The following is a 26,157-nucleotide window of genomic DNA, read 5'->3' on the forward strand; positions in this document are numbered from 1 at the left end:
TCATCGGTCAACGGGTTCTCCTGCGGATAAGCCGAACCCTCAGCGCCTTGGTGGAGCGGGCACGGACTGCTCCGGTCCAGAGGCCGGCTCCGTAGGCGAGGTCGTCGAGCCGTCGGGCGACGACATACGAGACGGGGCCGATGCTCGACCGGTGAGGCCAATAGCTGGCCAGGTCCACGACGGCCGCAACGAGGACAGCACGGCGTGCTCGCGGGGAGAACATGGCGGCCGCTGCGGCGGCAGGCCACCAGTGTCGAAGGATGAGTGCTGACTCTTGTCGTGCCATCCAGACCAACCCGTCTGTCGCCAGTTGGGCGGCGAGCCGCGAGCGTGCGGGGGTCTCCGGCAGGGTGTGGTTCAGGACGTGGCCGGCCCGAGCGACCGCCGCCAGGGCGACACCGATGGACCAGGGTCGTTGGGCGAGCAGGGCGATCGCTGCCGCGGCATATGTGGGTGACAGCACCGCAGGGGCGACCAGGTCCCCATGTCGCTGGGCGAGTGCGGCACCACCGGTGCCGTACACGAACTTGCGCCCGAGCCACGTACGCACGGTCGACCGGGTCTCGTGGTCGACCACGAAATCGGGGTCGTACCTCACGCGCCAGCCCTTGTCGGTCAGTCGCCAAACGAAGTCGACGTCCTCGCCGACGCGCATCTGGTCGTCGAAACCCTTGCCGATGGCATCGACCCGGGCAACCAGACAAGCGCCCGGCAACCATGCGACAGCGCCACCAGGGCGTACTCCCGAAGCCTTGCCGCCGAGGTCCAGCGACGACGCGATCTCGTCGTACTTCTGGAACCAGCGCGGCTGATCAGACGGGGCTCGGCCCTTCACCAGCGGGGCGACAAGCGCCAGCCGTGGGTCGGCGAAGTGCGCTCCGAGCCGCAGCAGTACGTCGGGATCGGCCATGACGTCGGAGTCGACGAACGCGACCAACGGCGTCGACACCTCGCGAAGTCCAGCATTGCGGGCACCTGCCGGACCCACGTTCTGCTCGAGTACGACGAGTTGCGCGCCGAGTCGCTTGACGACGTTCGCCACCGCCGCGGGGTCGTGGGATGCATCGTCGACCACGATGCAGCGCAGCGTCGGGCGTAGCGCTGAGAGCAGCCGCTCCAATTCCTGGGCCCGATCGCGGACAGGTATCACGACCGTCAGATCGTCCGGCGTACAGCTCTCGGCGGCTCCCAGGATCGGTACGGCGAGATCGGCGTCCAGCAGCCGATCGACCAGGACACGGCTCGCCTTGTCACAAACCTCGACGACCCCGTCCTCGACTATGGTCGCGGCCCGATCGGTGAAGCGGACGGCACGCAACGGTGTCCCGCCGACCAGGGTTCGGCCGGAGTCGGCGACCCGGATGTCGTCGCGGATCCGCACGGTGAATCCATCGGGGAGACTCGCGCTCATGCGTGGAACCCGCCGTCCGCGTGGAGCACGCTTCCGTTGATGACGGCCCCTTCGTGCGAGCAGCAGAATGCGATCGCGGCGGCGATCTCGTCCGGCTCGAGAAGGCGTTTGGCGAGTTGGCTGTCGGCGAACTCTTCCGAGCTGCTGAGGCCGTAGAGGTCGGCGGAGGCGTCGAGCATGTCGGTGCGGGTCGAGCCGGGCGACACGGCCGCCGCGGTGATGCCGGTTCCGACGAGGTCGGCCGCGAGCCCTTTGACCAGGCCGACAACGGCGTGCTTTGCCATGCCATAGCCTGCGAGGCCGTACAGCCCGCGGGTGCCGGCCGCGGATGCGACGGCCACAAAGCGACAACCGGCCGGATCCGAGTTGGCCAGCATTGCCGGCGTCGCCGCAACAGCGGTGTTCCAGACTCCCAGAACGTCCACCTGCCACAGCAGATCGAGTTCCGATTGCGGTGTTTGCCATAGCGGAGCTCCGCCGCGGATCACCGCGGCGCTCGCGACAGCGGCATCGAGTCGTCCCCAGCGGTCGACGGCCATCGTGACGGCCCGCTTGAGGGCGTCTCGGTCCCGTACGTCGGCGACGTACGGCATGACCTGGTCCTGGAGGCCGTCGACGACCTTGGCCAGGTCGTTCCGGGTGGGCATCGGGTACGGCGCACTGCTCTGTGGGTCGTCGCCTTCGCACGAGTCCAGCGCGACAACGCCGTACCCCTGAGCAGCCAGGGTCCGGACGGTCGCCGCACCGATGCCCCTCGCGGCGCCGGTGACCAGCGCAACGCGCGCGGTCATCCCACCACGTCCGCCGCAGCAGTCCGATGCAAGAACCCACGAGAGTCCGGACGACCGCGAACAACGGCGGCGATGTCCCGTGCCATGGTTTCCAGACAACGCGCACCCTCGTTGGCGTTGGCGCCGGTTGGGTCGCCGAGAACCCCGTTGGGGGCTACGGCCCGGACGCCATCTCGTACCAATGCCGGTAGCAGTTCGCTGATGGGCGTCGTGTTGCCGGCCTCGGCCCGGTGTCTTCTTACGGCCCAGGGCTGCAGGTGCAGCATCAGGGACGTCTCGGTGTACCCGGCGTGGGCGTCAATGCCTTCAGTGGCGCAGGCGGCCCAGCCGACGTCGTGCTCCTCTTGGAGGAGTTGACCCACCGCACGCGCCAACGCGCAGGTATTGCCACCGTGGGCGTTGACGATAACGATCCGGTCGGCCCACGTCCGCATCGATCTGACCAGCTCAATGATCACCTGACTCAGCGACTCCGCCCCGATCGAGGACGTTCCGGGGAAATCCTGGTGCTCACCGCTGGCGGTGTAGGCCATGACCGGTGCGACGAACACCTCATCGTTCATGAGCTCCGCCACCCGTCGCGCCACAGCCGCGGCGATCACCGCATCGGTGTCGAGAGGAAGGTGCGGGCCGTGCTGCTCAATCGAGCCGACCGGTACCAGCACCAACGGCCTGTATCCAACCTCGGTCCACGTCGCAGCCGCCAGCACGCTCATGGTGTCGTGCCGACATCCGCCTGGGACGGAAGACCCAGGATCCGGTGAAAGTTGTCAGGCATGACAAGGTGATCGGGCGTCAGGTCGTGAACCGATGGCAGTCGCATGGCCAGTAGGGTGGAGTCCACGCCGCCGCGAAGGATGTCCAGCACGTTCTCTACCCCGGCCTGACCGTTCGCTGCAAGGCCCCACAGATAGGCACGGCCTATCATGACGGCGCGTGCCCCCAGACACAGCGCCTTGACCACGTCGGAACCGCGCCGGATCCCTCCGTCGAGGAGCACCTCGATATCGTTGCCGACAGCATCCGCGATCGGTTTGAGCATCCGGATCGCTGCCGGAGTGCCGTCGAGATTGTTGCCACCGTGGTTGGAGACCGAAATCGCCGTACATCCTGCATCGACGGCGCGATGTGCATCGTCGATACGGCACACTCCCTTCAGCATGAACGGTCCGTCCCACTCCTTACGAAGCCACTGCACGTCGTCCCAGGTCGGCGCCGGGGTCTGCATCCACTCGTAGTAGGCGCCGAAGAACGTCGGCCCGCGGTCACCGGGCTCGGCGAGGTTCGGTGCGGTCAGGTCCGGGATCTGCTTGCTCTTGGCGAAGTCGTAGAGCCATCGCGGCCGACGCAACACCTGCGGCGCGAACCGCATCGCGGCGTGCAGGTCGATCTTTTCCGGGATCTCGGGACTGCCCCAGTCACGACCCATCGAAAAAGACCAGTCCAGCGTGGCGATCAGCCCCACCGCGCCTGCCGCCCGGGCCCGCTCCATCCGGGCCAGCATGTCGTCCTTGGACCCCATCCAGTACATCTGGAAGAAGGTCTTCGGGTTGGCCGAGACAACCTCCTCAATCGGTTTGCTGGCGAACGAGCTGAGCCCCATCGCGGTACCGCGAGCCGCCGCGGCTCGGGCAACTGCCACTTCGCCGTCGGGATGGACCGCTTGTACACCGGTCGGGGAGATCACCACTGGCATCGAGATGTCCTGCCCCATCACCGTGGTGGCGAGCACACGGTCGGAGGACGGCCCAACGATGTGAGGTGCGAAGCCGAGCTCGGTGAAGGCCGCCATGTTGTCCTGATAGGACTGGCCGCGCTCCGACCCGGCGAGCAATGCGCTGTACACAGACGAGGGCAACCTCTTCTCAGCACGACGCTGCGCAACGGAAACGGTCTCAAACCACGGGTTCCGTGCCCAGGGGTTCTTCGGCATGAGTCAGTCGCTCCGGATTTTCGATGGGTGTCCATCCTGGTAGCCCGCGAGTGGGTGCTCGGCGCACGCGGAGACGGGCGGACCGACGAGATCATCGCGCCGGCTCAACTGGAGCAGCACCGGCTCGTTGCGCGTCGGCGTGCGCCTCGAGTGGTCCTGGCTCTGAGCCGGCACCGTGCGCTGTCCGGCGAGGGCGAGCTCGCCGTAGCCCTGCACGCACTCGGGATCGGGGCCGTCCAGTGGGAGACCGGTGAAGAACTTGGCGGCCATGCAGCCGCCCCGGCAGGAGTCGAAGAATGTGCATTTCGTGCAGGCGCCCGACGTCTGCGGAGACCGCAGGTCGGAGAACAGCGACGATGTCTGCCAGACCGTCTGGAACCCGCCGTCGGTCACCACGTTGCCCGCCAGGAAGCTTTCGTGGATCGCGAAGGGGCACGCGTACACGTCACCCACCGGGTCGATCAGACAGACCACCCGGCCGGCACCGCACAGATTGAGCCCGGGAAGGTTCTCGCCGAAGGCAGCGAGGTGGAAGAACGAGTCGCCGGTCAGCACCCCGTCACCATTGGCCAGCAGCCAGTCGTACAGAGTGCGTTGCTGCTCGGCAAGAGGGTGGAGCTCGTCCCACACGTCCGCGCCACGACCTGATGGGCGTAGCCGCGTCAGCCGCAGCGTCGCGCCGTACCGGTCGGCGAGCGCCTTGAACTCGTCGAGCTGGGTAACGTTGTGCCGAGTCACGACGACGGACAACTTGGCGTCCTCGAAACCAGCGTCCGCCAGGTTGCCCAGCGCCCGCACAGCCGTGTCGAAAGACCCCGCGCCGCGGACGTAGTCGTTCACGACAGCCGTCGCACCATCCAGCGACACCTGGACGTCGACGTAGTCGGTCGACGCCAGGAACCGAGCCCGCTCAGGTGTGATCCGGACGCCGTTCGTGGAGAACTTCACGCCCACGTGATGGTCCACCGAGTACTGCAGCAGGTGCCAGAAGTCCGGCCGAATGGTCGGCTCGCCACCTCCGATATTGACGTAGAAGACCTGCATCCGCTCGAGTTCATCGACAACCGCTTCGCACTGCGCGGTCGTCAGCTCCCCCGGGTCACGACGACCTGACGAGGAGAGGCAGTGTGCGCAGGCCAGATTGCACGCATACGTCAGTTCCCAGGTCAGGCAGATCGGGGCATCCAGGCCGTACTCGAACTGCTCCACCAGTGACCCGGTCAGGGGGCGCTGTCCGATTGGAACCTCATTCAGCAGTGTCATGCGGAGACCTCCGCAGTCTTGTTGGGGCAGATCATGTCGGTGGCAGCCAGAGCTTCGAGCGCCTCGACGTACGCCGGCCACTGCTCTTGCCGTACTCCGGCAGCGATCAATGCGGCCCGGACGTCGACATGGTCGGCCAGCAGGTTCACGACGTTCACCAGGTCACGTCGCTTCAAGAAGGTCAACCGGCGGGTGCCGAAGTGATAGGCCAGCGCACCGAACGGTTCGGGGCGGAGCGCCACCGACGCTGACAACCGCCATGGTTGGTCGAGCATCGCACCGATTTCGGGTCGCATCGTGGCTCCCAGCCGCTCAGTACACGCCACACATGCCGTCGATCGAGACTTCTTCGATCAGAGCCTCGACGCTCACCGGCGGCTCGACGTCCACATCGGCGACAGGGGCCTGGGGGTCGTCGATGGCGATGGTGCGGGGTTCGTTGTTCGGCATGTTTGCCTCCTTGGGTGGTGGTGCGACTCAGGGGCCTGTAGAGTAATGGCACTCAGCGCCAAAAAGGAAGGGTTCGTGCACCTGCTAGATTCCGCGGCGATGATCACGAGCAACAACCGCAAGGGCTTGGGGCCTGGACGACCGGTTGCGACCACGCACGGCGAAATCGAACAAGCCGCCTTCCGGCTGTTCGCCGAGCGAGGTTTCGACGGCACGACCATGGCGGCGGTCGCTCAAGCGGTCGGTGTGGGACGGCGGACGCTCTTCCGGTACTACGAATCCAAGAACGACATCCCCTGGGGGCAGTTCGACCGCACGCTGGACAACTTCAGGACCATCCTCGACGAGATGCCGGAAGAGCTGCCCCTCCACCAAGCGGTCCACCGTGCGGTGCTGCGGTTCAATGAGTTTCCCCCCGACGCGCAGCCCCCGCATCGGGAACGAATGACGTTGATCCTCAGGACGCCGACCCTCCAGGCGCACTCCGTTCTGCGATACGGGGATTGGCGCGCCGTTATCGCCGAGTACGTCGCCCGGCGCCAGGGACTCAGGCCGGACGACGTAATGCCGCAGATGGTGGGGCATGTCAGCCTCGCGCTGGCTTTGACCGCCTACGAGCGCTGGCTTGAGCAGCCGGCGGCCTCTCTGCAGGATCTGCTCGATGAATGCATGCGGCAACTTCGAGACTATTTGACCGACTGACCACGCGATCGCGCCGCGCGGGCGTCGCCGGAGGGCATCCATGGGCTTGAGTCAAGTGTTGACTGCTGCGGGACAGACGCGCTGGCTGGACGTTGGCTGTGGCGCTGAGTTCTCTCCAGGCTTCGACTACCTGGACATCCTGCCGGTCGGCACGCTGTCCGACGAGTTGCAGGGTCGGTATCACCGTGCCGACATCGCCAACCTGACCGAACGCGATGTCGAGCAACTCGGAATCTATGACCTCGTCCGGATGCAACACACCTTCGAACATTTCGGATTCGAGGACGGCCTTCGGGTGCTGCAGAACTGCGCTGCGATCCTCAATCCGGGAGGCGTGATCCTCATCTCCGTCCCGGATCTCGTGACGCATGTCCAGGCGTTGCTCAACGGCTACGAAGGCTTGCCCTGGTTCAAGGAATGGGCGCACAACCGCATCCCCGACGACGCGCCGCCGAGCGCATACTTCTCCGTCTTCACCCACAGCCTGGCCTATGAGCCGCACCTGTGGTGCTACGACTACGACGGGCTCGCCTATCAGCTCGAGAGAACCAAGCAGTTCACCGCGATCACCAAGCTGGAGCGAACCGACCTGCTCGCAGAGGTGCCGTTCACCCATAATCGCCCAGACGAGGATCTCTGCGTCTATGCCCGCCGCATCCAAGCCCCTACTGGATAGGCCTGCCCCGAGCTCCCAGCAGGTCCTTCGGTGGAGTCGTCGCCCAAGGTGTCACCCTGGCCCGTTGCGGGACTGCGCACGCTCACCATGCCCGTGCTCTACGCCAACGGCTCCCACGACGTCATGATCGACGCGTTCGCGTCATACTCGGCCGTCCAGGAACTGCCCGACGCCAAGCTGGTCCTCTACAGCGACGCCGGCCACGCCTTCCTCTTCCAGCACCTCGAGGACTTCAGCACCGAGGTCAAGAACTTCCTCGGCGACTGACCCGCCGCCCCGCGACGACGCGGCCCCGGAGGGTTCCGGGGCTGCCGTCTCGACGTGCCCTTCGATGGTGCCGGCACGGGGTGGATCCCTCGATCCGTGGATGTGATGACGATCGTCAGATCACATGGCTAGGCGCTATACATTTCGTATAGTTCCGGGTTAGTGTGCTCGCCATGAGACCTCCGTCATTGCGTCGCCGGTTTCGACTCGACGGCAAAGTCGTCCTCATCACCGGCGCCGGCCGTGGCCTCGGCGCGGCCACCGCCACCGCTCTCGCGCGGCGGGGAGCCCACGTCGTCATCGCGGACCGCGATCTGCTCGCAGGACGCCAGACGGCCGCCGCCCTGCCGAACGGGGCTGGTCGTGCCGTCGAGTGCGACGTCACCGACCCGGATTCCGTCCGCACTGCTGCCGCGTTCGCCCGTGACGAGTTCGGTCGCATCGATGTCGTCATCGCCAACGCCGGCATCCTCGGCGGAGGCGGCACCTTCCGCTCATTGCGGCCCGGCCAAGCCGCCGGCGTGATGGCCGTCAACGTCGACGGCGTCATGAACACCGTCACCGCCACGATCGAGGACGTGATCGCGAACCGCGGGCAGTTCGTCCTGATCAGTTCCGTCTTCGCATACATGAACGGCGCCGGAGCCATCCCTTACGCCATGAGCAAGGCTGCTGTCGAACAGCTCGGACGCGGCCTTCGGGTCGAGTTGGCCATGCACGGGGCGTCGGTCACGACCGCCTACTTCTCACTCATCGACACCGACATGATCCGGGGGGCATCGACGCCGACCCGCACCTGCTGGCCCTGCTGTCGGCGAGTCCGAAATTCATGCTCAAGCGCATCCAGCCCAAGACGGCAGCCGCCGGGATCGCCGCTGGCATCCAGAAACGACGAAGCTCCGTCACCGTGCCGCACCGCTGGCGTCCCGTTTCGACGCTACGCGGCGTCGCGGCGCTCGCCCTGGATGCCAAATTCGCCGGCGACACTGCCTTTCACCAGGCGCTGGCCCAACTTGAAGGTCGCCTGCCGACCACTCACGAGGAAGTCCAGTGATGCCCACCCTCCCGTCAGAAGACCTGGCCTTCGCGCCTGCTCATCAGTTGCTCGCCTCGCTCGAGAAGCGCGAGGTGACCAGCCGCGAGCTGGTCGACATCTACCTCGAGCGGATCGGTCGCATCGACCCGATGCTCAACTCGGTCATCACCCTGGATGCCGACCGTGCTCGCGCCGAAGCAGACCAGGCCGACCGGGCGCGTGCCGGCGGCGGCGCCGAGCTCGGCCCGCTCCACGGGCTGCCGATCACCACCAAGGACAGCTACGAGACCCAGGGCATGCGCTCCTCGTGCGGCCGTGAGGACCTCGCGCACTACGTCCCGACCCAGGACGCCGAGGCGGTCGCACGGCTGCGCAAGGCTGGCGCGGTCATCATGGGCAAGACCAACATGCCGCCCGGCAACCAGGACGTACAGGCAGACAACTCCCTGTTCGGGCCGACCAACAATCCTTGGGACCGCTCTCGCACCTCGGGCGGATCCGCCGGTGGCGGAGCGGTTGCCACCGCAGCGGGGTTGACGGCGTTCGACTTCGGCTCGGAGATCGGCGGCTCCACTCGTATCCCGTCACACTTCGTCGGCCTGTACGGGCACAAGGCGACGTACCGGGCGATCTCGCTCGTCGGGCACCTTGTCCCCGGTCCAGGGGTGAATCGCTGGTCCGAGCCCGACCTCGCCTGCGCCGGCGCCCAGGTGCGTGACGCCCGCGACCTCGTGCCGATTCTCGAGGCCACGACGGGAGCGCTGAAGCGGGACGGTGGCTTCCGGTTCGAGCTGGCGCCGCCCCGGGCGACGCGACTGAAGGACTTCCGGGTCGCGGTCTGGTACGAGGACCCCGACTGCCCGATCGACGCCGACGTCACCAGCGCCATGAGGAGCGCCTTCACCGAGCTCGAGAAGGGAGGAGCCACCGTCGATGTCCACCCGGCCGCGATCCCGGTGACGATCGCGGAGTCGCACCGGACGTTCCAGCCGCTGCTGTTCTCACAGCTGGGCATCGACCGCAGCGGCATGACCCCGGCGTTCGGTGCCTCGATGATGGCGCGCATCGCCCAGAACCCGCGCGGTGACGCCCTGAAGGCGTTGCGGGGCACGTTCCTCTCGCACCACGCCTGGATGGAGGCCGACGCCCGGCGCCAGGAGATGCGTGAGCGTTGGACGCGCTTCTTCGACAGCTACGACATCGTGCTGATGCCGGTCTCTCCCACCGCGGCACCGCCCCACCATGGCAAGGTCCTCGACAAGTTCGGCCGCCGGTTCGAGGTCGACGGCAGGCAAAGACCGTACTGGGACCAGGTGAAGTGGTGTGGCGTCGCGAACATCGCCGGCACGCCTGCCACGACGATCCCCACGGGGCACGGCGCTGTGTCCGGGCTGCCCATCGGCATCCAGGCCATGGGGCCGTCCGGCGGGGACCTGACGACGATCGAGTTCGCGGCGCTTCTCGGTGAGAAGCTCGGCGGGTACCAGAGGCCGTCATGACTACACTCGTGCCGATGGAGAGTCCCCGGGCGTACGGGCAGGCCTGCCCGCTCGCGTGCGCACTGGACGTGCTCGGCGAACGCTGGACTCTGCTCGTGGTCCGCGAACTCCTCCTCGGACCCAAACGCTTCAAAGACCTCGGCGACAGGCTTCCTGCCGCCGGCCCGAACCGGTTGACCACGCGGCTGCGTCGTCTGCAGGGCGCAGGCGTCGTGTCCAAGACCGAAGCGGGCGCCTATGTGCTCACCGCCTATGGCGAAGGACTGCGGGAGCCGGTGATCGGCCTCAGCCTGTGGGGGCTCGGGTTGATGTCGAATGTGGACCCAGCCACAGCTCGGGCCGACATGGTCGCCCTGGCGATGTCGGGCGCCCTGACCCCGGCACGTCTCGAAGGTCTCGATCTGTCGGTCGAGGTTCACGTGGGTGACGTGTTCACGATGACGGTCGGTGGCGGTGTCATGAACGTGCGCTCCGGTCCCTCAGAATCGCCTTCGGCGCTGCGGTTGCGTTGCTCGCCGTCCGCGTTCATCGACCTCTCGCTGGGGTCGACCACGCTCGCCGGCGCCCGTCGTTCCGGTGAGGTGCGCACTGAAGGCAAGGCGCCTGGCCTGCCACGACTCTTCGCCGTGTTCGGCGCAACCGCGCGTGAGTACGCGCCCAATCTCTGACGCTCCGTCCCCAGTTGCTCTCTTCGTCTTGCCATCAGGAGCACGTCCATGCTGAATCTCTCTGTCCTGCTCGAAGACTCCGCGCGGCGATACCCCACTCGGGAAGCGCTCGTCCTCGGCCCCAACCGGCTGACGTACGCCCAAGTGGACGCGGCAGCGAACCAGGTGGCGAACCTGCTCGTCGAGCGCGGCATCCGTACCGGGGACAAGGTTGCGCTGAGCTGCCCCAACCTGCCCTGGTTCCCGATCGTCTATTACGCCGTCCTCAAGGCCGGCGCCGTGATCGTCCCGCTCAACGTCCTACTCAAGGGCCGTGAGGTGGCCTACCACCTGGCCGACGCCGACGTGAAGGCGTACGTCTGTTTCGAGGGCACGGCGGAGTTACCCATCGGTGCTGAGGGCCACGCCGGATTTGTGGCCAGCGACGGTTGCGAGAACTTTTTCCTGATCACCGCGAACCCCGCTGCCAGCAGCCCGATCGAGGGCGTCGAGACCCTTGCCCAGGCGCTCGCGGGGCAACCGACCACCTTCGAGTCCGTGACGACGGAGGGGACCGACACCGCGATCATCCTCTACACCAGCGGCACGACGGGCCAGCCCAAGGGCGCTGAGCTGTCGCACGCCAACACGATGATGAACACGCTCGCCGTGAATCGGTTGTTCGGGAACGAACCGACACGTGACACCCATGCATTGGCCCTGCCCCTATTTCACACGTTCGGTGCCACCGTCCAGATGCACGCCGGATTCTCCACGGCCGCCACCCTGCTGCTCGTTCCCCGCTTCGACGCCAGCCAGGTCCTTGACCTGATGCAGCGAGAGAGTGTGACCTTCTTCGCCGGCGTACCCACGATGTGGTGGGGACTGCTCAACGCCCTCACCGAGGACGTCGACGTCGCCCGGATCGCCGCCAACCTGCGCATCGGCGTCTCGGGTGGTTCCGGTCTTCCGGTCGAGATCATCTCGCGTGTACAGGAGAAGTTCGGCGTCCAGATCCTCGAGGGCTACGGCTTGTCCGAGACTTCGCCCGTCGCCACGTTCAGCGATCCGGACCGCGACCCACGGCCAGGTTCCATCGGCGTGCCGATCTGGGGCGTCGAGTGCAAACTCATCGACCGTGACTGGAATGAGGTCACCGGCGTAGACAAAGTCGGCGAGATCGCTATCCGGGGTCACCTCGTGATGAAGGGTTACTTCGGACGACCCGAGGAAACGGCTGAGGTGATCCGCGACGGCTGGTTCCGCTCCGGCGACCTGGCACGCAGGGACGAGGACGGCTTCTACTACATCGTCGACCGGGTCAAGGACATGATCATCCGCGGTGGCTTCAACGTGTACCCGCGCGAGATCGAGGACGTACTGATGTCGCATCCCGACGTCAGCCTCGCGGCCGTCGTCGGCGTTCCCCACGAGAGTCACGGCGAAGAAGTCAAGGCTTACGTCATCCTCAACCCCGGCGCCACCGTGACCGCGCCCGAGCTGGTCGCGTGGGGAAAGACGCAGATGGCCGGCCACAAGTATCCCCGCATCGTCGAGATCGTCGACTCCTTGCCGATGACGGCGACCGGCAAGATCCTCAAGCGCGAGCTTGCCCTGAGAACCCCGGCGACGCGACCCCATCAAGGAGCACTCGCATGACGTCCCTGCACGAGCCCCTCACCCTGCCCAACGGCCAGGTGTTACCCAACCGCATCATGAAGTCTGCCCTCAGCGAGGCGCTGGCCAACGGCGAGAACTCACCCGACCACCGGCTCTCGCGGCTGTACCAGCGTTGGAGCGAGGGCGGCTACGGGCTGATCATCACCGGCAATGTCATGGTGGACCGCCGCCAGCTCGGTGAGCCCGGCAACATTGTGATCGAGGACGACCGTGACCTGGACGCCCTGTCACGGTGGGCCAAGACGACCCAGGACGCCGGCGTGCCGATCTGGGCGCAACTCAACCACCCGGGACGCCAAGCCAACCCCCTGGCGTTGGGACGCACGCCGGTAGCTCCCAGCCCGATCGCGTTGAATATGCCGGGGGCGAGTACGCCCCGAGAGCTCACCGGTGCGGAGATCCTCGACATCATCGACCGGTTCGCCACCGCGGCCACCGTCTGTGAGATGGCCGGCTTCAACGGGGTCCAGATCCACGGCGCCCACGGCTACCTTGTCAATCAGTTCCTCTCACCGCTGTCGAACCGGCGTACCGACGAGTGGGGCGGCGACCTCACGCGCCGCATGCGGTTCGTCCTCGAGGTCGTGCGAGCGATCCGTGCGCGCGTGTCTCCCGGATTCGCGGTAGCGATCAAGCTGAACTCGGCTGACTTCCAGCGAGGTGGCTTCTCGGAAGAGGAGTCTCGCACCGTCCTGCAGGTCCTTGCGAAGGAGAACCTGGACCTCATCGAGATCAGCGGCGGCAGCTACGAGTCGCCGGCCATGATGGGCTCGGCAGCCGCCTCGACACTTGCCCGCGAGGCCTACTTCCTCGACTATGCGCGCACCGTCCGCGAGGTCGTCGGAGACATCCCCCTGGCAGTCACCGGAGGATTCCGGTCACGGGCGGCGATGGAGTCGGCCGTCGACTCCCGCGAGTGCGATGTCGTTGGAATGGGTCGCCCCACTGCCACGACGCCGGACGCCGCACGAGTCATCCTCACGGGACGCGCAGATGCCGTGCCTGCCCACCAGGTGAAGTTCGGCTTGCGGCGCGTGCTGGACAAGGTCGCCGACCTGAAGCAACTCGACGGCCTCCTCGATCTCGGCTGGCACGCCGACCAGCTTCACCGCCTCGGGGCAGGGCTTGAGCCGGACCCGAACCGTGGACGCCTCGCCACCACCATCGCGCTGATCCGCCGGAACGGCCGCGCTTCGTTCCGCCGTACCCGTGGGGGATGAGTGCTCATTTGCGCGGCAGACGCTCCCAGACCGAGTCCCCGAAGCGACACGCGCCGACCCCGGTCTGGGGTCGGCGCCTGCGGTGCCCTGGTTGCCTCGCGGCACTCATCGGTTGACGTCGACAACGGTCCTTCCCCGCACTGCTCCCGCAAGGACCTGCTGGGCGACTGCCGCTGCCTGATCGAGCGGAACTGTGGTCGTCATGCCTTCGAGCAGACGCTCGTCGAGGTACTCGGAGAGCAGGTCCCAGGCTTCGTCGCGCTTGGTCGCCGGAGCGTTGACCGAGTCGATTCCGGCCAGCGTCACGCTCCTGAGGATGAATGGTGCGACCGAGCCATGAAGGTCGAGCCCTTGGGCGAGGCCGCAGTTGGCGACCACTCCGCCGTAGCGGATCTGGCTCAGAACGTTGACCAGCGTGTGGCTGCCGACGGTGTCGACACCGCCGGCCCATCGCTCTGACGCCAGCGCCTGCTGGGAGGGCGACGCGAGCTCCGTGCGCGCGATGATTTCCGTGGCCCCCAGGGCCTGCAAGTAGTCGGCCTCGCCCGTGCGCCCGGTCGACGCGTGCACCTCGTAGCCGAGCGCGGCAAGTAGTGCGATCGCCACCGAGCCGACACCGCCGGCAGCACCCGTGACGACGACAGGCCCTGCGTCCGGGCTCAAACCGTGGCGTTGCAGCGCCACGACGCTGAGGCCGGCCGTGTAGCCGGCCGTCCCGATCGCCATCGCCTGCCACGTCGTGAATTGCTTGGGAATCTTGGTGATCCACTCGGCCGGTACCCGCGCGCGCGTGGCGAACCCACCATTGTGGTTGACGGCGAGCCCCCACCCGTTGACCGCGACGGCATCGCCCGGTGCCAAGCCCGACCCAGCTGGTGCGTCCACCACCGTGCCCGCCAGGTCGATACCGCCGACAATCGGGAACCGATCGACGACCGGCACGACGCCCGTAACGCCCAGGCCGTCCTTGAAGTTGACCGCCGAGTAGTCGACGGCGATGGTCACATCCCCCTCGCCGATGTCGTCGTCCGGAATCTCGGTGAGCTCCGCACGCTGCCCGGCCTCGTCTTTCACTATCAGTACTGCTCTCATCGTGTCTCCTTCTCAGAACGTCGAATCCAACGTGTCGCCGGCAGGTCCGGTCAGAGCGGTTCAGGCCAGGCAGAACCCCGCATCGATCTTGAGCTCGAGGCCGGTGACGAAACGACCGTCGTCCGACACCAGGAACATGACCGCGTTGGCCACGTCCTCGGCGTCGACCCAGGGAATCGGCATCGGATTCATGCTGGCGAACACGTCCGCGGCCTGCTCGCGAGTCGGGCTCTCGATGTGCGGTACGAAGAGCTTGTACACGGCTTCGTTCTGCACCATGAGCGTGTCCGCGATGCTCGGGTTGACGGTGTTGACGCGGATCTTGTCCGCGGCAAGCTCGAGAGCCAGCGCCCTCATCAGGCCGACGACCCCGGTCTTGGCCGCCACGTAGTGCGGCAGGTTCGGCATCGCCCGGATGCCGAGCGCGGAGCTGGTCAGGACAATCGAGCCACCCGCGCCACCGGCCTTGATGTGCGGGATCGCAGCCTTGGCGGCGTGGTAGACGCCGGTGAGGTTCACGTCGATCATGTCCTGCCAGCTCTGCTCGGGCATGGCCTCGGTCGGAGCAGCCGAAAGGATCCCGGCGTTCGCCACCACGATGTCCAGCCGTCCGAGTTCCGCGACGCCGTGCGCCAAGGCCGCCTCGAGGGCGGAGAAGTCCCGCACATCCGCCTGACTCGAGACGATCCTCCGGCCGAGACCGTCGACCTGCCTGACCGTCTCCTTCAGGTCCGCCTCGGTTGCCAGCGCATAGGGCACCGAGTCGATCGGCGCGCACAGGTCGACGGCGATGATGTCGGCGCCCTCCGCTGCCAGCCGCACCGCGTGCGCCCGGCCTTGTCCGCGGGCGGCCCCGGTGACGAAGGCGACCTTTCCTTCAACGCGTCCGGTCATGATGAGCTCCTCAGATCTTGTTGGCGAAACCGGCATCGACCGACAACGTCGTGCCGGTGACGTAGCGACCCTCGTCAGAGACGAGGTAGAGCACCGCGTTGCTGACGTCCTGCACCGAGACCAGGCCGACCGGCATTGCGTTCGTGATGTGCGGCACGAGTTCGGGGTTTGCCTCGAGGAATGCGTCGATCGAGGGCGTCACGATCATCGGCGTCTCCACCCCGGTCGGATGCACTGAGTTCACCCGAATCGAGTGGGCTGCGAGGTTGTTGGCGTAGGAGCGCATCAGCCCGACCAGGCCGTGCTTGGAGGCGACGTACGCGAGCGCTCCCCGCGACGGGCCGAGGATCCCGCGCAAACCCGCCGTGGAGCTCGTGAGCACGATCGCACCGCCCTGCCCGCGCTCGACCATCGACGGTACGACGGTCTCAAGCGTGTTGAAGACTCCCGTGAGGTTGATGTCGATCGTGTCCTGCCAAGCCTCGTGCGGTTGGTCGACAGCGAACAGGGCGACACCAGCGTTCGCCACCACGATGTCCACCAGGCCGATCGTGGCGACGCCCTCCCGGAACGCATCGGCAAGCTGCTGCTCGTCCCGGACATCGGCCTCGACGGTCAACACCTTCCTCCCCAACGCCTCGATCGCCTTGCGTGTGTCGGCCAGGTCCTCGGATGTCGCCAAGTCGTAGCGGGCCGATGGAAGCTGCTTACACATGTCCACCGCGATGATGTCCGCGCCCTCCTCCGCCAGCCGCAGGGCGTGGTTCCGGCCCTGCCCACGAGCGGCGCCGGTGATGAACGCCACCTTGTTCTCTACTCGTCGCATGCGATTCCTCCTGGTTGTCCATTGACCGGTACGGGCCATCTGGGCCGTGCCGGTGGATTCGTCGTCGTGCTGGGCACTGTCCAGCGCGCTTCTTGTGGAGTCAGCGGACGGACTGCGCGTCCGAGGTGGGAAAGGCAAGGCGGAGCCGCTCGACGACGCCCGGGTCCTCGATCGTCGGCGGCACCTGTACCGGCCCGCCGTTGGCCAGGTCGCGCAGGGTCCGGCGCAGGATCTTCCCCGAGCGGGTTTTCGGAAGCTGGTCGACGACGACTGCGGTACGGAAGGACGCCACCGCGCCGATCCGGTTGCGGACCATCTCGACCAACTCGTTCTGTACGACGTCGGGGTCACGACGCACCCCGGCCTTCAGAACCACCAGGCCGATCGGTGCCTCACCCTTCAGCGGGTCCTCCGCCCCGATCACCGCGCACTCCGCGACATCTGGATGCGCGGCCAGGACCTCCTCCATCGCACCGGTCGAGAGCCGGTGCCCGGCCACGTTGATGATGTCGTCGGTCCGACCGAGGACCCATACGTCACCCTCGGCATCGACGTACCCGGCATCGCCGGTGCGGTACCAACCGGGAAAGTCGTCCAGGTACGACGCGCGGTAGCCTTCGTCGTCGTCCCACAATGTCGGTGCACAGCCCGGTGGCAACGGCAGCCGGAGCGCCAGGTTTCCCGTCTCGCCGGCAGGCAGCAGGGCTCCGCTGTCGTCGAGGGCGGCAACGTCGAACCCAGGGCTGGGCCTACCACCCGATCCCGGCTTGAACGGTGTCAGCCCAACCCCGCGGAAGCGTGCCGTGATCGGCCAACCGGTCTCGGTCTGCCACCAGTTGTCGATGACCGGACGGTCGATCCGGGACTGCAGCCAAGTCGCTGTGGGCGGGTCGCACCGCTCGCCGGCCAGAAACACCGCCTGCAGCGACGAGATGTCGTGTCGAGCCATCAGGCCCAGATCCGGGTCTTGCCGTCTGATTGCGCGTATCGCGGTGGGGGCGGTGAAGAGGACGTTGACCTTGTGTCTGTCGATCACGCGCCAGAAGGCTCCGGCGTCCGGGGTGCCGACCGGCTTGCCCTCGTACATCACCGAGGTCAGGCCGGCGAGCAGTGGCGCGTAGACGATGTAGGAGTGTCCGACGACCCAGCCGACATCCGATGCCGCCCAGTACACGTCGCCTTCCCGGAGCCCGAAGATCGTCGGGATGGACGCGGAAAGGGCCACCGCGTGCCCGCCGTTGTCTCGGACGATGCCCTTGGGGCGCCCCGTCGTACCGGAGGTGTGGAGAATGTAGAGCGGGTCGGTGGCGGCGACGGGGACAGGATCGTGGGGGGCGGCTGCGTTTTCTGCGGCCAGCAGGTCATGGTCGCGACCCGGCGCGAGCTCTGCGATCGACTGCGGGCGCTGCAGGACGAAGCAGGCCTTCGGGCGATGTCCCGCCACTTCCAGTGCGTCGTCGAGCACCGGCTTGTAGGCCACGACTCTGCCGGGTTCCAGCCCGCATGATGCGGCAATGATCGCCTGCGGCCGGGTGGCGTCGATCCGGGCCGCGAGCTCCGAGGCCGCAAAGCCGCCGAACACCACGGAGTGAACTGCGCCAAGTCTGGCGCAGGCGAGCATCGCGATGGCGGCCTCGGGGATCATCGGCATGTAGATGACAACGCGATCGCCTCGAGTCACGCCCACTGCGGCGAGCGCTCCGGCGACCTTCGCGACACGATCGCGCAGCTCGCGGTAGGTATGTGTGACGACCTCCCCGGTCATGGCGCTGTCCCAGATCAATGCCGGCCGATCGCCCGCACCCGCGTCGACGTGACGATCCAGGCAGTTGTGGCTCGTGTTCAGCCAACCGCCGGGGAACCAGCGACCGTACGGGCCGGCATTCTCGTCGAAGACTGCGGTCCACGGCGTCGTCCAATCGACGCGTGACGCCTGGGCGCCCCAGTAGCTCAGAGGATCGTCACGCCAGCCGCCATAGAGGCTGCCGTAACCGGTCATCGCGACGCTTCCAGATCCCGGGACTCGAGGAAGCGGTTGACCTGTGCAGCCACCGCCTCTGGGTGCTGCTGATGTGGCGCGTGTCCGGCCTGCGGATAGATGGCCAGCTGCGCGTCAGGGAGTTCTCGAAGGAGCAGCCACTGGTTCTTGACCGGGAAGAAGTGGTCGTCGTCGCCGTTGATGATGAGCGTGGGCTGGCGCAACTCGGCAAGCGTCGAGTAGTGGCCGGTCTTGCCACCCATGAAGTCCATGATCAGCCCCGCCATTGCCTGGATGGTCTCCGCGGTGACGACAGGCTCGCGGTCGGTCCGCAGAGAATTGCGCTCGATGTAGGCCTGGGTCTCGGTCTCGCGACCCTCGGCGAAGAACAGGTAACGGACATCTTCGAAGGCGTACTCCGGCTTCAGGGCGATCTCGAAGACGATGTCGGTGTGCGGGTCGGTCTCTGGGTTGCCGCCCGGGCCCGAGCCGATGAGCACGACCTTGCGCACCAGCGCCGGCTCCTGTACCGCGATGGCTTGGGCGACGAAGCCGCCCATCGAGAACCCCAAGACGTCGACGACGCCGTGACCCAGCGCGCGGACGAACGACGCGGCGTTCTGGGCCTTCTGGTCCACGCTGGTCGCCGGCGATCCGGTCGACGATCCGACCGCGGCGTCGCTGAACAAAATCACGTGTCGGTGCTCGGCCACCGTGTCGACGAAAGCCGGGTCCCAGTCGTCGAGGGTTCCCCGGAAGCGGTGCAGGAACACCAGTGGAGTCGTGTCCGCCGGCCGCTCAGGGCCCAGCTCGCGATAGGCGTAGCGGACATCTCCCACCTCGACGTACTGCGTCTCGACCTCCACCGACCGGTAGGACTGGACAGCTCGATCGCTTACCGAAGAGCTCACGGTGCACCTCATCACTTGGCTGGAGTAGAGGGCCTGAAAGTAACCCCAGTCACTTCCATGATGCAAGGCTCTACCATGATGGAAGTTTCTTGCCGTGGCGGAACTCGGTAGGTAGGTGCTCAACTGGCGTCAGGGGTCGTAGCGTCGGCCATTGACATCCGGGGCCTCAGCTGGCTCCCGGAGTGCGCAAGATCGGGCCGTCAGTCGAAACGATCGTTGCGGAGACAACGCGAGGCCGCACGCGAATCGCTCGCGGCAATTCGTTCCGGCGAAGCCAACTCGATGATCAGATCGCCGGATGCGCATTCACGCCCGAGCGGAAGGCAAGCCTAAGAGGCTAGTTCGCGACGCCGGGCGAGAACCGCGCGGAGCCGAGGGTCCGCGGCCGGACCGGGCAGAAACGTGGTGTGCGCGTCATCCAGTGGGTGACCTGTCAAGCGGTCTATCAGCACCGGGTCGACATCGACACCGGACTCGTTGTCGACCAAGCGAACGTTGACCGCGTCAGGAGGAAAGTGCTGGTTGCCCCACGCATACAGAGCTATCAGTACCGGGCGGAACGCATGCCCTGCCGCGGTTAGTACGTACTCATCTCGGGGCGGACGTTCGTTGTAGCGACGTCGCTCCAAGAGGCCCGCCTCGACGAGGGCAGCGAGCCGGCGGGAGAGCGAGTTGGGTGAGATCCCCAGGCTCTTCTGAAACTGCTCGAACCGAGTGAGTCCATGCGTGGCGTCACGCAGGATCAGGATGCTCCACCACTCACCGACTCGCTCCAACGCGAGCGCGACGGGGCAGCTCATGCCTTCGAAGCTCGTATGTTCCATGATGGAAGTGTAGGCACAGGAGCTCTCGCGGGTGGCGACAGTCTCGGTGATGGATCATATGGATTACGGTCGTACGACCAGTCGCCGAACTGAGGGGAGAACCGGGTGGCGCAGTTGCTCGCGGGGTTCGAACCGATCGAGGTCGAGGTCGACGGCATCCGGATCAGTGGTCGGATGGCTGGCTCAGGGTCGCCGGTTCTGCTGCTGCACGGCTATCCGCAAACGCACGTGATGTGGCATGAGGTCGCACCTGTGCTGGCTGAGCGCCATACCGTCGTACTGACGGACCTGCGCGGCTACGGCAGATCGGCCAAACCGGCGGCCGGGCCTGACCACGCCGAATACAGCAAGCGGGCGATGGCCGCGGACCAGGTTTCAGTCATGGCGAGGCTTGGTTTCGACAGTTTCGCGGCAGTAGGCCACGACCGAGGCGCCCGCGTCGTCCATCGGATGTGCCTCGACCACTCAACTCGCGTGACTCGCGCGGCTGTCCTCGACATCGTTCCCACCCGACACGTCTTCGCCAGCGTGGACAGGGAGTTCGGGCTGGCGTACGAGCATTGGTTCTTCCTTGCCCAGGCGCCGGGCTTTCCCGAGCGGCTCATCGGTGGCGACCCCGAGTTCTACCTGCGCGCGAAGCTGGCCGCCTGGTCATCCGCCGGCCACTCGTTCGCCGCGGACGCCGTCGACGACTACGTCACGCACTTTCGCGATCCCGCCGCGATCGCGGCGAGCTGTGAGGACTACCGAGCCGCGGCAAGCATCGACCTGGAGCACGACGAACGCAGCTACATCTCGGGCGAGCGAATCACCTGTCCACTGCTTGTTTTGTGGGGTACGGCGGGATTCGTCGGCCGGCATTACGACGTACCGGCGGTGTGGGACTCGTATGCCGCCAACGTCTCCGCGGGGTCCATTGCCGGCTCCGGGCATTTCCTGGCCGAGGAGGCGCCCGGGGCCACGGCGGCTGCTTTGACGCGGTTCCTCAAGTAGGTCGAGAGCCCTGGCACTCAGAGGAACGCCAGAGCTCGCTTGACGAAGTCCTGGTGGAACTGGAAGACGCCGCCGTGTCCGGCGTCGGGGTAGATGGCGAGCCGGCTGTCGGGGAGTCGTTGGTCGAGGTCGTAGCTGTTCGTGGTGGGGACCATCTTGTCGCTCTCACCGTTGGCGACGAGGACCGGCTGGTGGATGCTTGCGAGGTTCGCCGGCTTCTGCAGCCCGAAGCGGTGGATGGCCTTGAGTTGGGCGCGGAAGGCGCGCACGGTGATGGGCTTGTCGCGGTCCTGCGTGCGCTCTTCCAGTCGTGCCAGGAACTCCTTGCCGGCTCGGATCCCGTTCGGCGTTCTGGTGAAGAAGAGGAACTGCTTGGGGTCCTGGCGGGTGAGCAGTCCGCGTGCGGTGTCGAGGTAGGAGATCCGGGTGACCTTGTCGATGCCTTCGCCGCCGGCGGGACCGGTGCCGGCGATGATCATTTTGCGCACGAGCTCGGGCTCCTCGAGCGCGATGACCTGGGCGATCATGCCGCCCATGGAGAAGCCGAACAGGTCGACCTGTTCGAGGCCGCGGGCGCGGATGAAGGTGACGGCGTCTTGGGCCATCTCTTCGATCGTCGTCGGTGTGGATCCGGTGGTGGCGCCGACGCCGCGGTTGTCGAAGGTGATGACCCGGTGCTTCGCGGCGATGCCGTCGACGACCCGGGGGTCCCAGTTGTCGAGTACGGCGGCCAGGTGGGTGAGGAAGACCACCGGCACGCCGGTGTTCGGGCCGAGCTCGCGGTAGGCGAACTGCACTCCTCCCGCGGAGAGTGTGCGGGTGGGGGCGTCCTTCCAAGACGTGGTGTTGTGCACGGCTGGTGACTCGTTCATGTCCGTTCCTTCCGTCGTTGCTCAGCTGCGGTGCAGTTGCGCGAATGCTTTAGAGTATGGTCATAATACTATCGAGACCGCAACCCCAGACAGGAGCACCGAAATGAACCAGCCAAGCACCATCAGCATCGAGCGTCCCAACCCCAAGATCGCGAACATCACCTTCGCGAACCCGCCTGTGAACCTGGTCGTCGGCGAGACCGTGATGCGGCTGCACGAGCTCGTCGTGGAGCTCGGCGACGATCCCGACATCCAGGTCGTCGTCTTCAAGAGCGGCGTTCCCGACTTCTTCATCAACCACTTCGACCTCGCCGCGGCCGCGGACTTCCCGGCGCTGGAGGGTGAGGATGAGGTGCCGATCTGGACCGACCTGGTGTTGCGGCTGACGAAGGCGCCGTACATCACGGTCGGATCGATCCGCGGTCGCACCCGTGGCGCCGGCAATGAGCTCGCCCTTGCCCTCGATCTGCGCTATGCGAGCCGGGAGAAGGCGCTGTTCGGCCAGCCCGAGGTGGGCAGCGGACTGTTGCCCGGAGGTGGTGGGACCGAGCGATTGCCGAGGTTCGTCGGTCGCGACCGGGCCCTGGAGGTCATCTTGAGCAGCAGCGACTACGACGCCGAGGTGGCCGAGCGCTGGGGGTGGGTCACGCGGGCGCTGCCGGACGCCGAGCTCGATCAGTTCGTGGACACCATGGCGGCCCGTCTGGCCTCCTTCGACAGAACCTCGCTGGCGTCCGCCAAGTCGATGGTCAACCGGGCGTCGCTACCGCCGGACGCAGACCTGGCCGCGGCCTACGGTGAGTTCGCCCACTCGCTGACCCTGCCGGGGTTCCTGGCTCGCGCCGCCGGCGCTCAAGCCCTGGTCGCCGAGAAGGGTCTCGACTTCGAGTACCGGATGGGTGAGTACATCGGGATCGCCAATCAGCAGGCCTGACGGCGCCCTAGATTACGAATGTAATACAATATGCGGAGAGGCCGCGTCGGCCTCTCCGTGAGTGGAGGAGTAGATGGCGCGGTACGACAAGGAACACAAGCAGGCGACGCGGCAGCGGATCACCGAGACGGCGGGCCGTCGGTTCAAGCGTGATGGCATCGACGGGTCGGGGGTCGCGACGCTGATGGCGGACGCCGGGCTGACCAACGGCGCCTTCTACGCCCACTTCGAGTCCAAGGATGATCTGGTCGCGACGATCGTGGCCGACCAGCTCCGCGGGCAGCGCGAGTGGATCAGTGGCACGGCGACCGACCGCGCTGGTGTTGAGCGGATCGTGCGTGAGTACCTGTCGCCGGCTCATCGCGACAACCCTGAGGAGGGTTGCCCGTCGGCTGCGCTCCTCGACGAGATCGGGCGCTGCCCGGACGCGACCAAGCAGGCCTACACCGATGGGGTGCTCGCGTTCATTGACGACATCGCCGCCGTACTGGCGCCACGCGATCCGCAATCGGCGCGGGCAAAGGTGCTGAGTGTCTACGCCCTGATGGTCGGCACCATGCAGCTGTCCCGGGCGCTGGCCGACCGGAAGCTTGCAAACCAGGTCCTCGAGCAGGGCATCCAGAACGCCCTCGCCGTGCTCGACGCGAAGTAGGCTCGGGTCACACCGCGGGGCGCAAGCGGAAGGCGGGGCCGGGGATCGACTGATGTCAGCCGCTTGGACGTGGTGGTCGTGTTCGCAGCGAATCTGGATGTCGACGTGGCCGCCGCAGCCTCGGTGCCGTGCTTCCACGGCTGGGCCCTCGGGGTCTGCGCGGTACCGGTCGCCCCAATGCATGAGTCCCATCACGGCCGGGACCAGATCCATGCCCTTGGATGTGATCACGTACTTGGCCCGGCTGCGCGCCCCGGCTCCTTGTATGTCTCCGTGGCTAGAATCCCTTCCTCCACAAGCATCCGCAGCCGCTCCGCTGTCGTGGGCTTGCGTCGGTCGGCTGCGGTCAGGCCTCTGGGCTCCTTGCCGCCGGCTGGTCGCTGTTGCCGGGTGCAAGTGACGCGAGAATTTCCTTGCGGCAGACATCGAGGATTTCGTCCGCCAGCGGAGAACCGTCCGGGCAGGCCCGAGACAGCATGACCGCGCCGACCGAATGGGCGAGCAGGTCGATCATCATGATGCGGGCCGCGTGCTGGTCCGCATCTCCCGGCGTATCGCTTTGGGCCTGAAGGGCCGTCAGCTGGTTCTCGATTCCGGCTGCGAACTCTGTTCTGATGTCCGCTGGTTGACGTGCGGCATCGCCGCTGAGGGCCGCGATGGTGCAGCCGTCACCGCGCCCGTCGCGATGCTCCCGGGAGACGTAGTACTCGACGAACTCGGCGACGTCCAGACCTTCTGTCCGAGCCGCGGTCTCGGAGAGCCCGCTTGCGGACGCTTCGGCCATCAGGTCGGCCTTGGAGCGGAAGTGCTTGTAGAACCCGCCATGGGTGAACCCGGCGGCTGCCATCAGTTCCGCCACGCCGACACCGTCATAGCCGCGCTCACGGAACAGCCTGGCGGCTGTCGCGACGATGTGCGCACGGTTCTGCTCCGCCTGTGCCTTGGTGACCCGCATGTCCAGCCGCCCCTTCTTCAGTCGACGCTCGACAGCCCAGCATACATAGATGTCGATCGGCATCAAAGTGGTTGACTTTTTAGATGATGATCGTCATCCTATTGCTCACCTACTACAGAAAGGGTCAGGCCATGAATGACACGCACCTGACTGCACCGACTCGTTTCATCGAGGTCGACGGCGACCGATTCGCCTACCGACGCTGGGGCAAGCCCTCCGGCGTTCCGCTCTTCTTCGTCCCGCACTTCCGCGCCGGAATGGACCACTGGGACCCCCTGCTCACCGACGGCCTGGCCGAAGGCCGTGAGGTCATCCTGTTCAACGGGCGCGGCATCGCCTCGTCATCCGGCACGCCGCGTAACCGGATCGAGGACATGGCCGACGACATCGCCGCGGTCATCCAGGCGCTGGGGCTGGAGCAGGTCGATCTGCTCGGCTTCTCGATCGGCGGTGTCCAGGTGCAGGAGGTCACGCTGCGCCACCCCCAGCTGGTGCGCAAGCTCCTCCTGCTCGGCACCGGCCTCCGAGGCGGGGACCAGACAATGGACCCCAAGGTGCCTGAGGTCGCAACGCATCCGGTCCCCGGCGTGGAGGACTTCCTCTTCCTGTTCTTCGGCCGCTCGGAAGCCGCGCGGGAAGCGGGCCGGGCCTTCTGGGAGCGACGTCACCAGCGGGCCGACCAGGACGTGCCGAGCTCGCTCGAAGTCGCACAGGCGCAGCTTGAAGCGTTTGCGACCTATGCGGAACCGCTGCCGGGCGAGAACCCCTACACCTACCTGAGCGCGGTCACCCAGCCGACGCTGGTCCTCAATGGCGAGAACGACGTGATGATCGCCTCGATCAACTCCTGGCACCTCGCCCAGAACATCCCCAACGCTCAACTGCTCATCTACCCCGACGCCGGGCATGGAGCGCAGTTCCAGTATCCCGAGCGGTTCCTGAAGCACGCCGTTCAGTTCCTCGACGAGTAACGTCCGCGGGGCTCCGGTGTGGTCGCTGACGCCTGGTCCGCGATGAGCGGCCAGCTCATCGGAGCCCCGGATTGCTTGTCGCGGGCGCCACCCGCCTGCGCGTTGCACGCACTCATCCCGCCCGATCCCTCGGCGGTCAGGTCCGCAAGGTGCGACCGGACCGATAGCCGCCCATCGTCGGACCACCATGCCGCCACACCCCCGTGGTGTCCAGGCCGTCCTCGCGCTCACCTCGGCCGGCGACTCGTTCAAGCTGGAGATCGCGTTCGCCAAGGCCGGCGCTGCTCACGCGGATGCTTGCTTCACCAGCGGGGTCACTCAGTTCTCAAAGGCCCCTGAGGTAGACCGAGCCGAGGGGATCCTGAGTGAATCGCGACCAACTAACGATCACTTTATGACCGTTGGTCGCCATCGACGAGCAACCACTGACAACATGCAGAACCCTGTATTGCCAGGGGATTCAGCACTTGCCAACCATGCCCAACTAAGGCGGTTGGAAGGACGCGGGTTCGATTCCCGCCACCTCCACGAGTGCGAGGGCGACGTGTGCCTGCGGAAAGCGCAGGCCTCGTCGCCCTCGTCATGTTGTGCGCCTTCGCTTCGCTCGGCGCGAGCGGGGGCTTCGCCACCCGCACCCCCTGCGCCATCGCTTCGCTCGGCGGCGGTGGTTGCGCGCCGCA

The 26,157-nt window shown here is 66.6% G+C and carries 28 protein-coding genes and 1 pseudogene; 13 read left to right on the forward strand and 16 right to left on the reverse strand.

What is annotated here, in order from left to right; all coding sequences use genetic code 11:
- Window positions 1-7: 7 nt before the first annotated feature.
- From mftF to mftA, 7 genes are read right to left on the reverse strand one after another with little or no spacing between them, the layout of a single operon-like run.
- Entirely contained in the window at window positions 8-1,411 is a 1,404-nt protein-coding gene (gene mftF / locus EV643_RS09820) for a mycofactocin biosynthesis glycosyltransferase MftF (protein ID WP_133799659.1), read from the reverse strand.
- Entirely contained in the window at window positions 1,408-2,202 is a 795-nt protein-coding gene (locus EV643_RS09825; RefSeq protein ID WP_133799660.1) for a mycofactocin-coupled SDR family oxidoreductase, read from the reverse strand. The genes mftF and EV643_RS09825 overlap by 4 nt, the downstream gene beginning before the upstream one ends.
- The gene (gene mftE / locus EV643_RS09830; RefSeq protein WP_133799661.1) at window positions 2,199-2,918 is read right to left on the reverse strand and encodes a mycofactocin biosynthesis peptidyl-dipeptidase MftE; all 720 of its coding nucleotides are present in this window, start codon (window positions 2,916-2,918) and stop codon (window positions 2,199-2,201) included. Before mftE ends, EV643_RS09825 begins: the two co-directional genes overlap by 4 nt.
- The gene (gene mftD, locus EV643_RS09835) at window positions 2,915-4,135 is read right to left on the reverse strand and encodes a pre-mycofactocin synthase MftD (protein ID WP_133799662.1); all 1,221 of its coding nucleotides are present in this window, start codon (window positions 4,133-4,135) and stop codon (window positions 2,915-2,917) included. Before mftD ends, mftE begins: the two co-directional genes overlap by 4 nt.
- A gap of 3 nt (window positions 4,136-4,138) precedes the next feature.
- Complete coding sequence (gene mftC, locus EV643_RS09840) at window positions 4,139-5,398, reverse strand: mycofactocin radical SAM maturase (protein WP_133799663.1); 1,260 nt, start codon at window positions 5,396-5,398, stop codon at window positions 4,139-4,141.
- Window positions 5,395-5,694 carry a mycofactocin biosynthesis chaperone MftB gene (gene mftB / locus EV643_RS09845; protein WP_133799664.1) on the reverse strand — a complete coding sequence of 100 codons (300 nt, stop codon included), beginning with the start codon at window positions 5,692-5,694 and terminating at the stop codon, window positions 5,395-5,397. The genes mftC and mftB overlap by 4 nt, the downstream gene beginning before the upstream one ends.
- Window positions 5,695-5,710: 16 nt before the next feature.
- A complete protein-coding gene (gene mftA, locus EV643_RS09850) occupies window positions 5,711-5,848 on the reverse strand; it encodes a mycofactocin precursor MftA (protein ID WP_133799665.1) in 138 nt (45 codons plus the stop codon).
- Window positions 5,849-5,947: 99 nt separating this feature from the next.
- On the opposite strand from mftA, the gene mftR reads away from it, so the two are divergent.
- The 9 genes and pseudogenes from mftR to EV643_RS09890 all read left to right on the forward strand — a co-directional run bounded on the left by mftR (window position 5,948) and on the right by EV643_RS09890 (window position 13,575).
- Window positions 5,948-6,550, forward strand: a complete 603-nt coding sequence (gene mftR / locus EV643_RS09855; RefSeq protein WP_133799666.1) for a mycofactocin system transcriptional regulator MftR — start codon at window positions 5,948-5,950, stop codon at window positions 6,548-6,550.
- Between the two features lie 55 nt (window positions 6,551-6,605).
- Complete coding sequence (locus EV643_RS09860; protein ID WP_166665383.1) at window positions 6,606-7,226, forward strand: methyltransferase domain-containing protein; 621 nt, start codon at window positions 6,606-6,608, stop codon at window positions 7,224-7,226.
- A 30-nt stretch (window positions 7,227-7,256) separates the two neighbouring features.
- Entirely contained in the window at window positions 7,257-7,493 is a 237-nt protein-coding gene (locus EV643_RS09865; RefSeq protein WP_133799668.1) for an alpha/beta fold hydrolase, read from the forward strand.
- A gap of 173 nt (window positions 7,494-7,666) precedes the next feature.
- A pseudogene (locus EV643_RS46880) lies at window positions 7,667-8,263 on the forward strand (SDR family NAD(P)-dependent oxidoreductase); the annotation flags it as partial.
- A gap of 59 nt (window positions 8,264-8,322) precedes the next feature.
- Entirely contained in the window at window positions 8,323-8,547 is a 225-nt protein-coding gene (locus EV643_RS44795; RefSeq protein WP_202869494.1) for a hypothetical protein, read from the forward strand.
- Window positions 8,547-10,028, forward strand: coding sequence for an amidase (locus EV643_RS09875; protein ID WP_133799669.1), 1,482 nt, complete (start codon window positions 8,547-8,549; stop codon window positions 10,026-10,028). Before EV643_RS44795 ends, EV643_RS09875 begins: the two co-directional genes overlap by 1 nt.
- Before the next feature lie 14 nt (window positions 10,029-10,042).
- A complete protein-coding gene (locus EV643_RS09880; protein ID WP_133799670.1) occupies window positions 10,043-10,696 on the forward strand; it encodes a winged helix-turn-helix transcriptional regulator in 654 nt (217 codons plus the stop codon).
- 48 nt (window positions 10,697-10,744) lie between these two features.
- Window positions 10,745-12,334 (forward strand): long-chain-fatty-acid--CoA ligase, encoded by a 1,590-nt coding sequence (locus EV643_RS09885; protein ID WP_133799671.1) that lies wholly within the window; start codon window positions 10,745-10,747, stop codon window positions 12,332-12,334.
- Window positions 12,331-13,575, forward strand: a complete 1,245-nt coding sequence (locus EV643_RS09890) for an NADH:flavin oxidoreductase/NADH oxidase family protein (RefSeq protein ID WP_133799672.1) — start codon at window positions 12,331-12,333, stop codon at window positions 13,573-13,575. The genes EV643_RS09885 and EV643_RS09890 overlap by 4 nt, the downstream gene beginning before the upstream one ends.
- Before the next feature lie 105 nt (window positions 13,576-13,680).
- Here EV643_RS09890 and EV643_RS09895 read toward each other — a convergent pair whose 3' ends face one another.
- The 6 genes from EV643_RS09895 to EV643_RS09920 form a co-directional block, all read right to left on the reverse strand.
- Window positions 13,681-14,649 carry an MDR family oxidoreductase gene (locus EV643_RS09895; RefSeq protein ID WP_202869481.1) on the reverse strand — a complete coding sequence of 323 codons (969 nt, stop codon included), beginning with the start codon at window positions 14,647-14,649 and terminating at the stop codon, window positions 13,681-13,683.
- A gap of 78 nt (window positions 14,650-14,727) precedes the next feature.
- A complete protein-coding gene (locus EV643_RS09900) occupies window positions 14,728-15,561 on the reverse strand; it encodes a mycofactocin-coupled SDR family oxidoreductase (RefSeq protein ID WP_133799674.1) in 834 nt (277 codons plus the stop codon).
- A gap of 10 nt (window positions 15,562-15,571) precedes the next feature.
- Window positions 15,572-16,387, reverse strand: coding sequence for a mycofactocin-coupled SDR family oxidoreductase (locus tag EV643_RS09905; RefSeq protein WP_133799675.1), 816 nt, complete (start codon window positions 16,385-16,387; stop codon window positions 15,572-15,574).
- Between the two features lie 100 nt (window positions 16,388-16,487).
- Window positions 16,488-18,386 carry an AMP-binding protein gene (locus EV643_RS09910; protein ID WP_133799676.1) on the reverse strand — a complete coding sequence of 633 codons (1,899 nt, stop codon included), beginning with the start codon at window positions 18,384-18,386 and terminating at the stop codon, window positions 16,488-16,490.
- Complete coding sequence (locus EV643_RS09915; protein ID WP_166665384.1) at window positions 18,383-19,276, reverse strand: alpha/beta fold hydrolase; 894 nt, start codon at window positions 19,274-19,276, stop codon at window positions 18,383-18,385. The genes EV643_RS09910 and EV643_RS09915 overlap by 4 nt, the downstream gene beginning before the upstream one ends.
- A gap of 329 nt (window positions 19,277-19,605) precedes the next feature.
- Window positions 19,606-20,100 carry a winged helix-turn-helix transcriptional regulator gene (locus EV643_RS09920; protein WP_133799678.1) on the reverse strand — a complete coding sequence of 165 codons (495 nt, stop codon included), beginning with the start codon at window positions 20,098-20,100 and terminating at the stop codon, window positions 19,606-19,608.
- A 105-nt stretch (window positions 20,101-20,205) separates the two neighbouring features.
- On the opposite strand from EV643_RS09920, the gene EV643_RS09925 reads away from it, so the two are divergent.
- Window positions 20,206-21,093: an alpha/beta fold hydrolase gene (locus EV643_RS09925; RefSeq protein ID WP_202869482.1), complete on the forward strand. Its 888-nt coding sequence runs from the start codon at window positions 20,206-20,208 to the stop codon at window positions 21,091-21,093.
- A 17-nt stretch (window positions 21,094-21,110) separates the two neighbouring features.
- Here EV643_RS09925 and EV643_RS09930 read toward each other — a convergent pair whose 3' ends face one another.
- Entirely contained in the window at window positions 21,111-21,965 is an 855-nt protein-coding gene (locus EV643_RS09930; RefSeq protein WP_133799679.1) for an alpha/beta fold hydrolase, read from the reverse strand.
- A gap of 103 nt (window positions 21,966-22,068) precedes the next feature.
- On the opposite strand from EV643_RS09930, the gene EV643_RS09935 reads away from it, so the two are divergent.
- The gene (locus tag EV643_RS09935; protein ID WP_133799680.1) at window positions 22,069-22,899 is read left to right on the forward strand and encodes an enoyl-CoA hydratase/isomerase family protein; all 831 of its coding nucleotides are present in this window, start codon (window positions 22,069-22,071) and stop codon (window positions 22,897-22,899) included.
- Between the two features lie 73 nt (window positions 22,900-22,972).
- Window positions 22,973-23,551 carry a TetR/AcrR family transcriptional regulator gene (locus EV643_RS09940; protein WP_133799681.1) on the forward strand — a complete coding sequence of 193 codons (579 nt, stop codon included), beginning with the start codon at window positions 22,973-22,975 and terminating at the stop codon, window positions 23,549-23,551.
- Between the two features lie 346 nt (window positions 23,552-23,897).
- On the opposite strand, the gene EV643_RS09950 is transcribed toward EV643_RS09940, so the two are convergent.
- Window positions 23,898-24,569, reverse strand: coding sequence for a TetR/AcrR family transcriptional regulator (locus tag EV643_RS09950; RefSeq protein ID WP_202869483.1), 672 nt, complete (start codon window positions 24,567-24,569; stop codon window positions 23,898-23,900).
- A 20-nt stretch (window positions 24,570-24,589) separates the two neighbouring features.
- On the opposite strand from EV643_RS09950, the gene EV643_RS09955 reads away from it, so the two are divergent.
- Window positions 24,590-25,477: an alpha/beta fold hydrolase gene (locus EV643_RS09955; RefSeq protein ID WP_202869484.1), complete on the forward strand. Its 888-nt coding sequence runs from the start codon at window positions 24,590-24,592 to the stop codon at window positions 25,475-25,477.
- Window positions 25,478-25,613: 136 nt separating this feature from the next.
- Here the strand turns inward: EV643_RS09955 and EV643_RS44085 are convergent, their stop codons facing one another.
- Window positions 25,614-25,766, reverse strand: coding sequence for a hypothetical protein (locus EV643_RS44085; protein WP_166665385.1), 153 nt, complete (start codon window positions 25,764-25,766; stop codon window positions 25,614-25,616).
- Between the last annotated feature and the right edge of the window lie 391 nt (window positions 25,767-26,157).

The organism is Kribbella caucasensis, from assembly GCF_004361855.1.
Taxonomy (GTDB): domain Bacteria; phylum Actinomycetota; class Actinomycetes; order Propionibacteriales; family Kribbellaceae; genus Kribbella; species Kribbella caucasensis.

Bases quoted from the DNA above. Each gene is read 5' to 3' on its own strand.
- mftC (WP_133799663.1), bottom strand. From the start codon at position 5,398: ATGACACTGCTGAATGAGGTTCCAATCGGACAGCGCCCCCTGACCGGG.
- EV643_RS09825 (WP_133799660.1), bottom strand. From the start codon at position 2,202: ATGACCGCGCGCGTTGCGCTGGTCACCGGCGCCGCGAGGGGCATCGGT.
- EV643_RS09905 (WP_133799675.1), bottom strand. From the start codon at position 16,387: ATGCGACGAGTAGAGAACAAGGTGGCGTTCATCACCGGCGCCGCTCGT.
- mftD (WP_133799662.1), bottom strand. From the start codon at position 4,135: ATGCCGAAGAACCCCTGGGCACGGAACCCGTGGTTTGAGACCGTTTCC.
- mftA (WP_133799665.1), bottom strand. From the start codon at position 5,848: ATGCCGAACAACGAACCCCGCACCATCGCCATCGACGACCCCCAGGCC.
- EV643_RS09910 (WP_133799676.1), bottom strand. From the start codon at position 18,386: ATGACCGGTTACGGCAGCCTCTATGGCGGCTGGCGTGACGATCCTCTG.
- EV643_RS09885 (WP_133799671.1), top strand. From the start codon at position 10,745: ATGCTGAATCTCTCTGTCCTGCTCGAAGACTCCGCGCGGCGATACCCC.
- EV643_RS09875 (WP_133799669.1), top strand. From the start codon at position 8,547: ATGCCCACCCTCCCGTCAGAAGACCTGGCCTTCGCGCCTGCTCATCAG.
- EV643_RS09955 (WP_202869484.1), top strand. From the start codon at position 24,590: ATGATGATCGTCATCCTATTGCTCACCTACTACAGAAAGGGTCAGGCC.
- EV643_RS09930 (WP_133799679.1), bottom strand. From the start codon at position 21,965: ATGAACGAGTCACCAGCCGTGCACAACACCACGTCTTGGAAGGACGCC.
- EV643_RS09940 (WP_133799681.1), top strand. From the start codon at position 22,973: ATGGCGCGGTACGACAAGGAACACAAGCAGGCGACGCGGCAGCGGATC.
- EV643_RS44795 (WP_202869494.1), top strand. From the start codon at position 8,323: ATGCTCAAGCGCATCCAGCCCAAGACGGCAGCCGCCGGGATCGCCGCT.
- EV643_RS09890 (WP_133799672.1), top strand. From the start codon at position 12,331: ATGACGTCCCTGCACGAGCCCCTCACCCTGCCCAACGGCCAGGTGTTA.
- EV643_RS09900 (WP_133799674.1), bottom strand. From the start codon at position 15,561: ATGACCGGACGCGTTGAAGGAAAGGTCGCCTTCGTCACCGGGGCCGCC.
- EV643_RS09880 (WP_133799670.1), top strand. From the start codon at position 10,043: ATGGAGAGTCCCCGGGCGTACGGGCAGGCCTGCCCGCTCGCGTGCGCA.
- EV643_RS09920 (WP_133799678.1), bottom strand. From the start codon at position 20,100: ATGGAACATACGAGCTTCGAAGGCATGAGCTGCCCCGTCGCGCTCGCG.
- EV643_RS09935 (WP_133799680.1), top strand. From the start codon at position 22,069: ATGAACCAGCCAAGCACCATCAGCATCGAGCGTCCCAACCCCAAGATC.
- EV643_RS09950 (WP_202869483.1), bottom strand. From the start codon at position 24,569: ATGCCGATCGACATCTATGTATGCTGGGCTGTCGAGCGTCGACTGAAG.
- mftF (WP_133799659.1), bottom strand. From the start codon at position 1,411: ATGAGCGCGAGTCTCCCCGATGGATTCACCGTGCGGATCCGCGACGAC.
- mftR (WP_133799666.1), top strand. From the start codon at position 5,948: ATGATCACGAGCAACAACCGCAAGGGCTTGGGGCCTGGACGACCGGTT.
- mftB (WP_133799664.1), bottom strand. From the start codon at position 5,694: ATGCGACCCGAAATCGGTGCGATGCTCGACCAACCATGGCGGTTGTCA.
- mftE (WP_133799661.1), bottom strand. From the start codon at position 2,918: ATGAGCGTGCTGGCGGCTGCGACGTGGACCGAGGTTGGATACAGGCCG.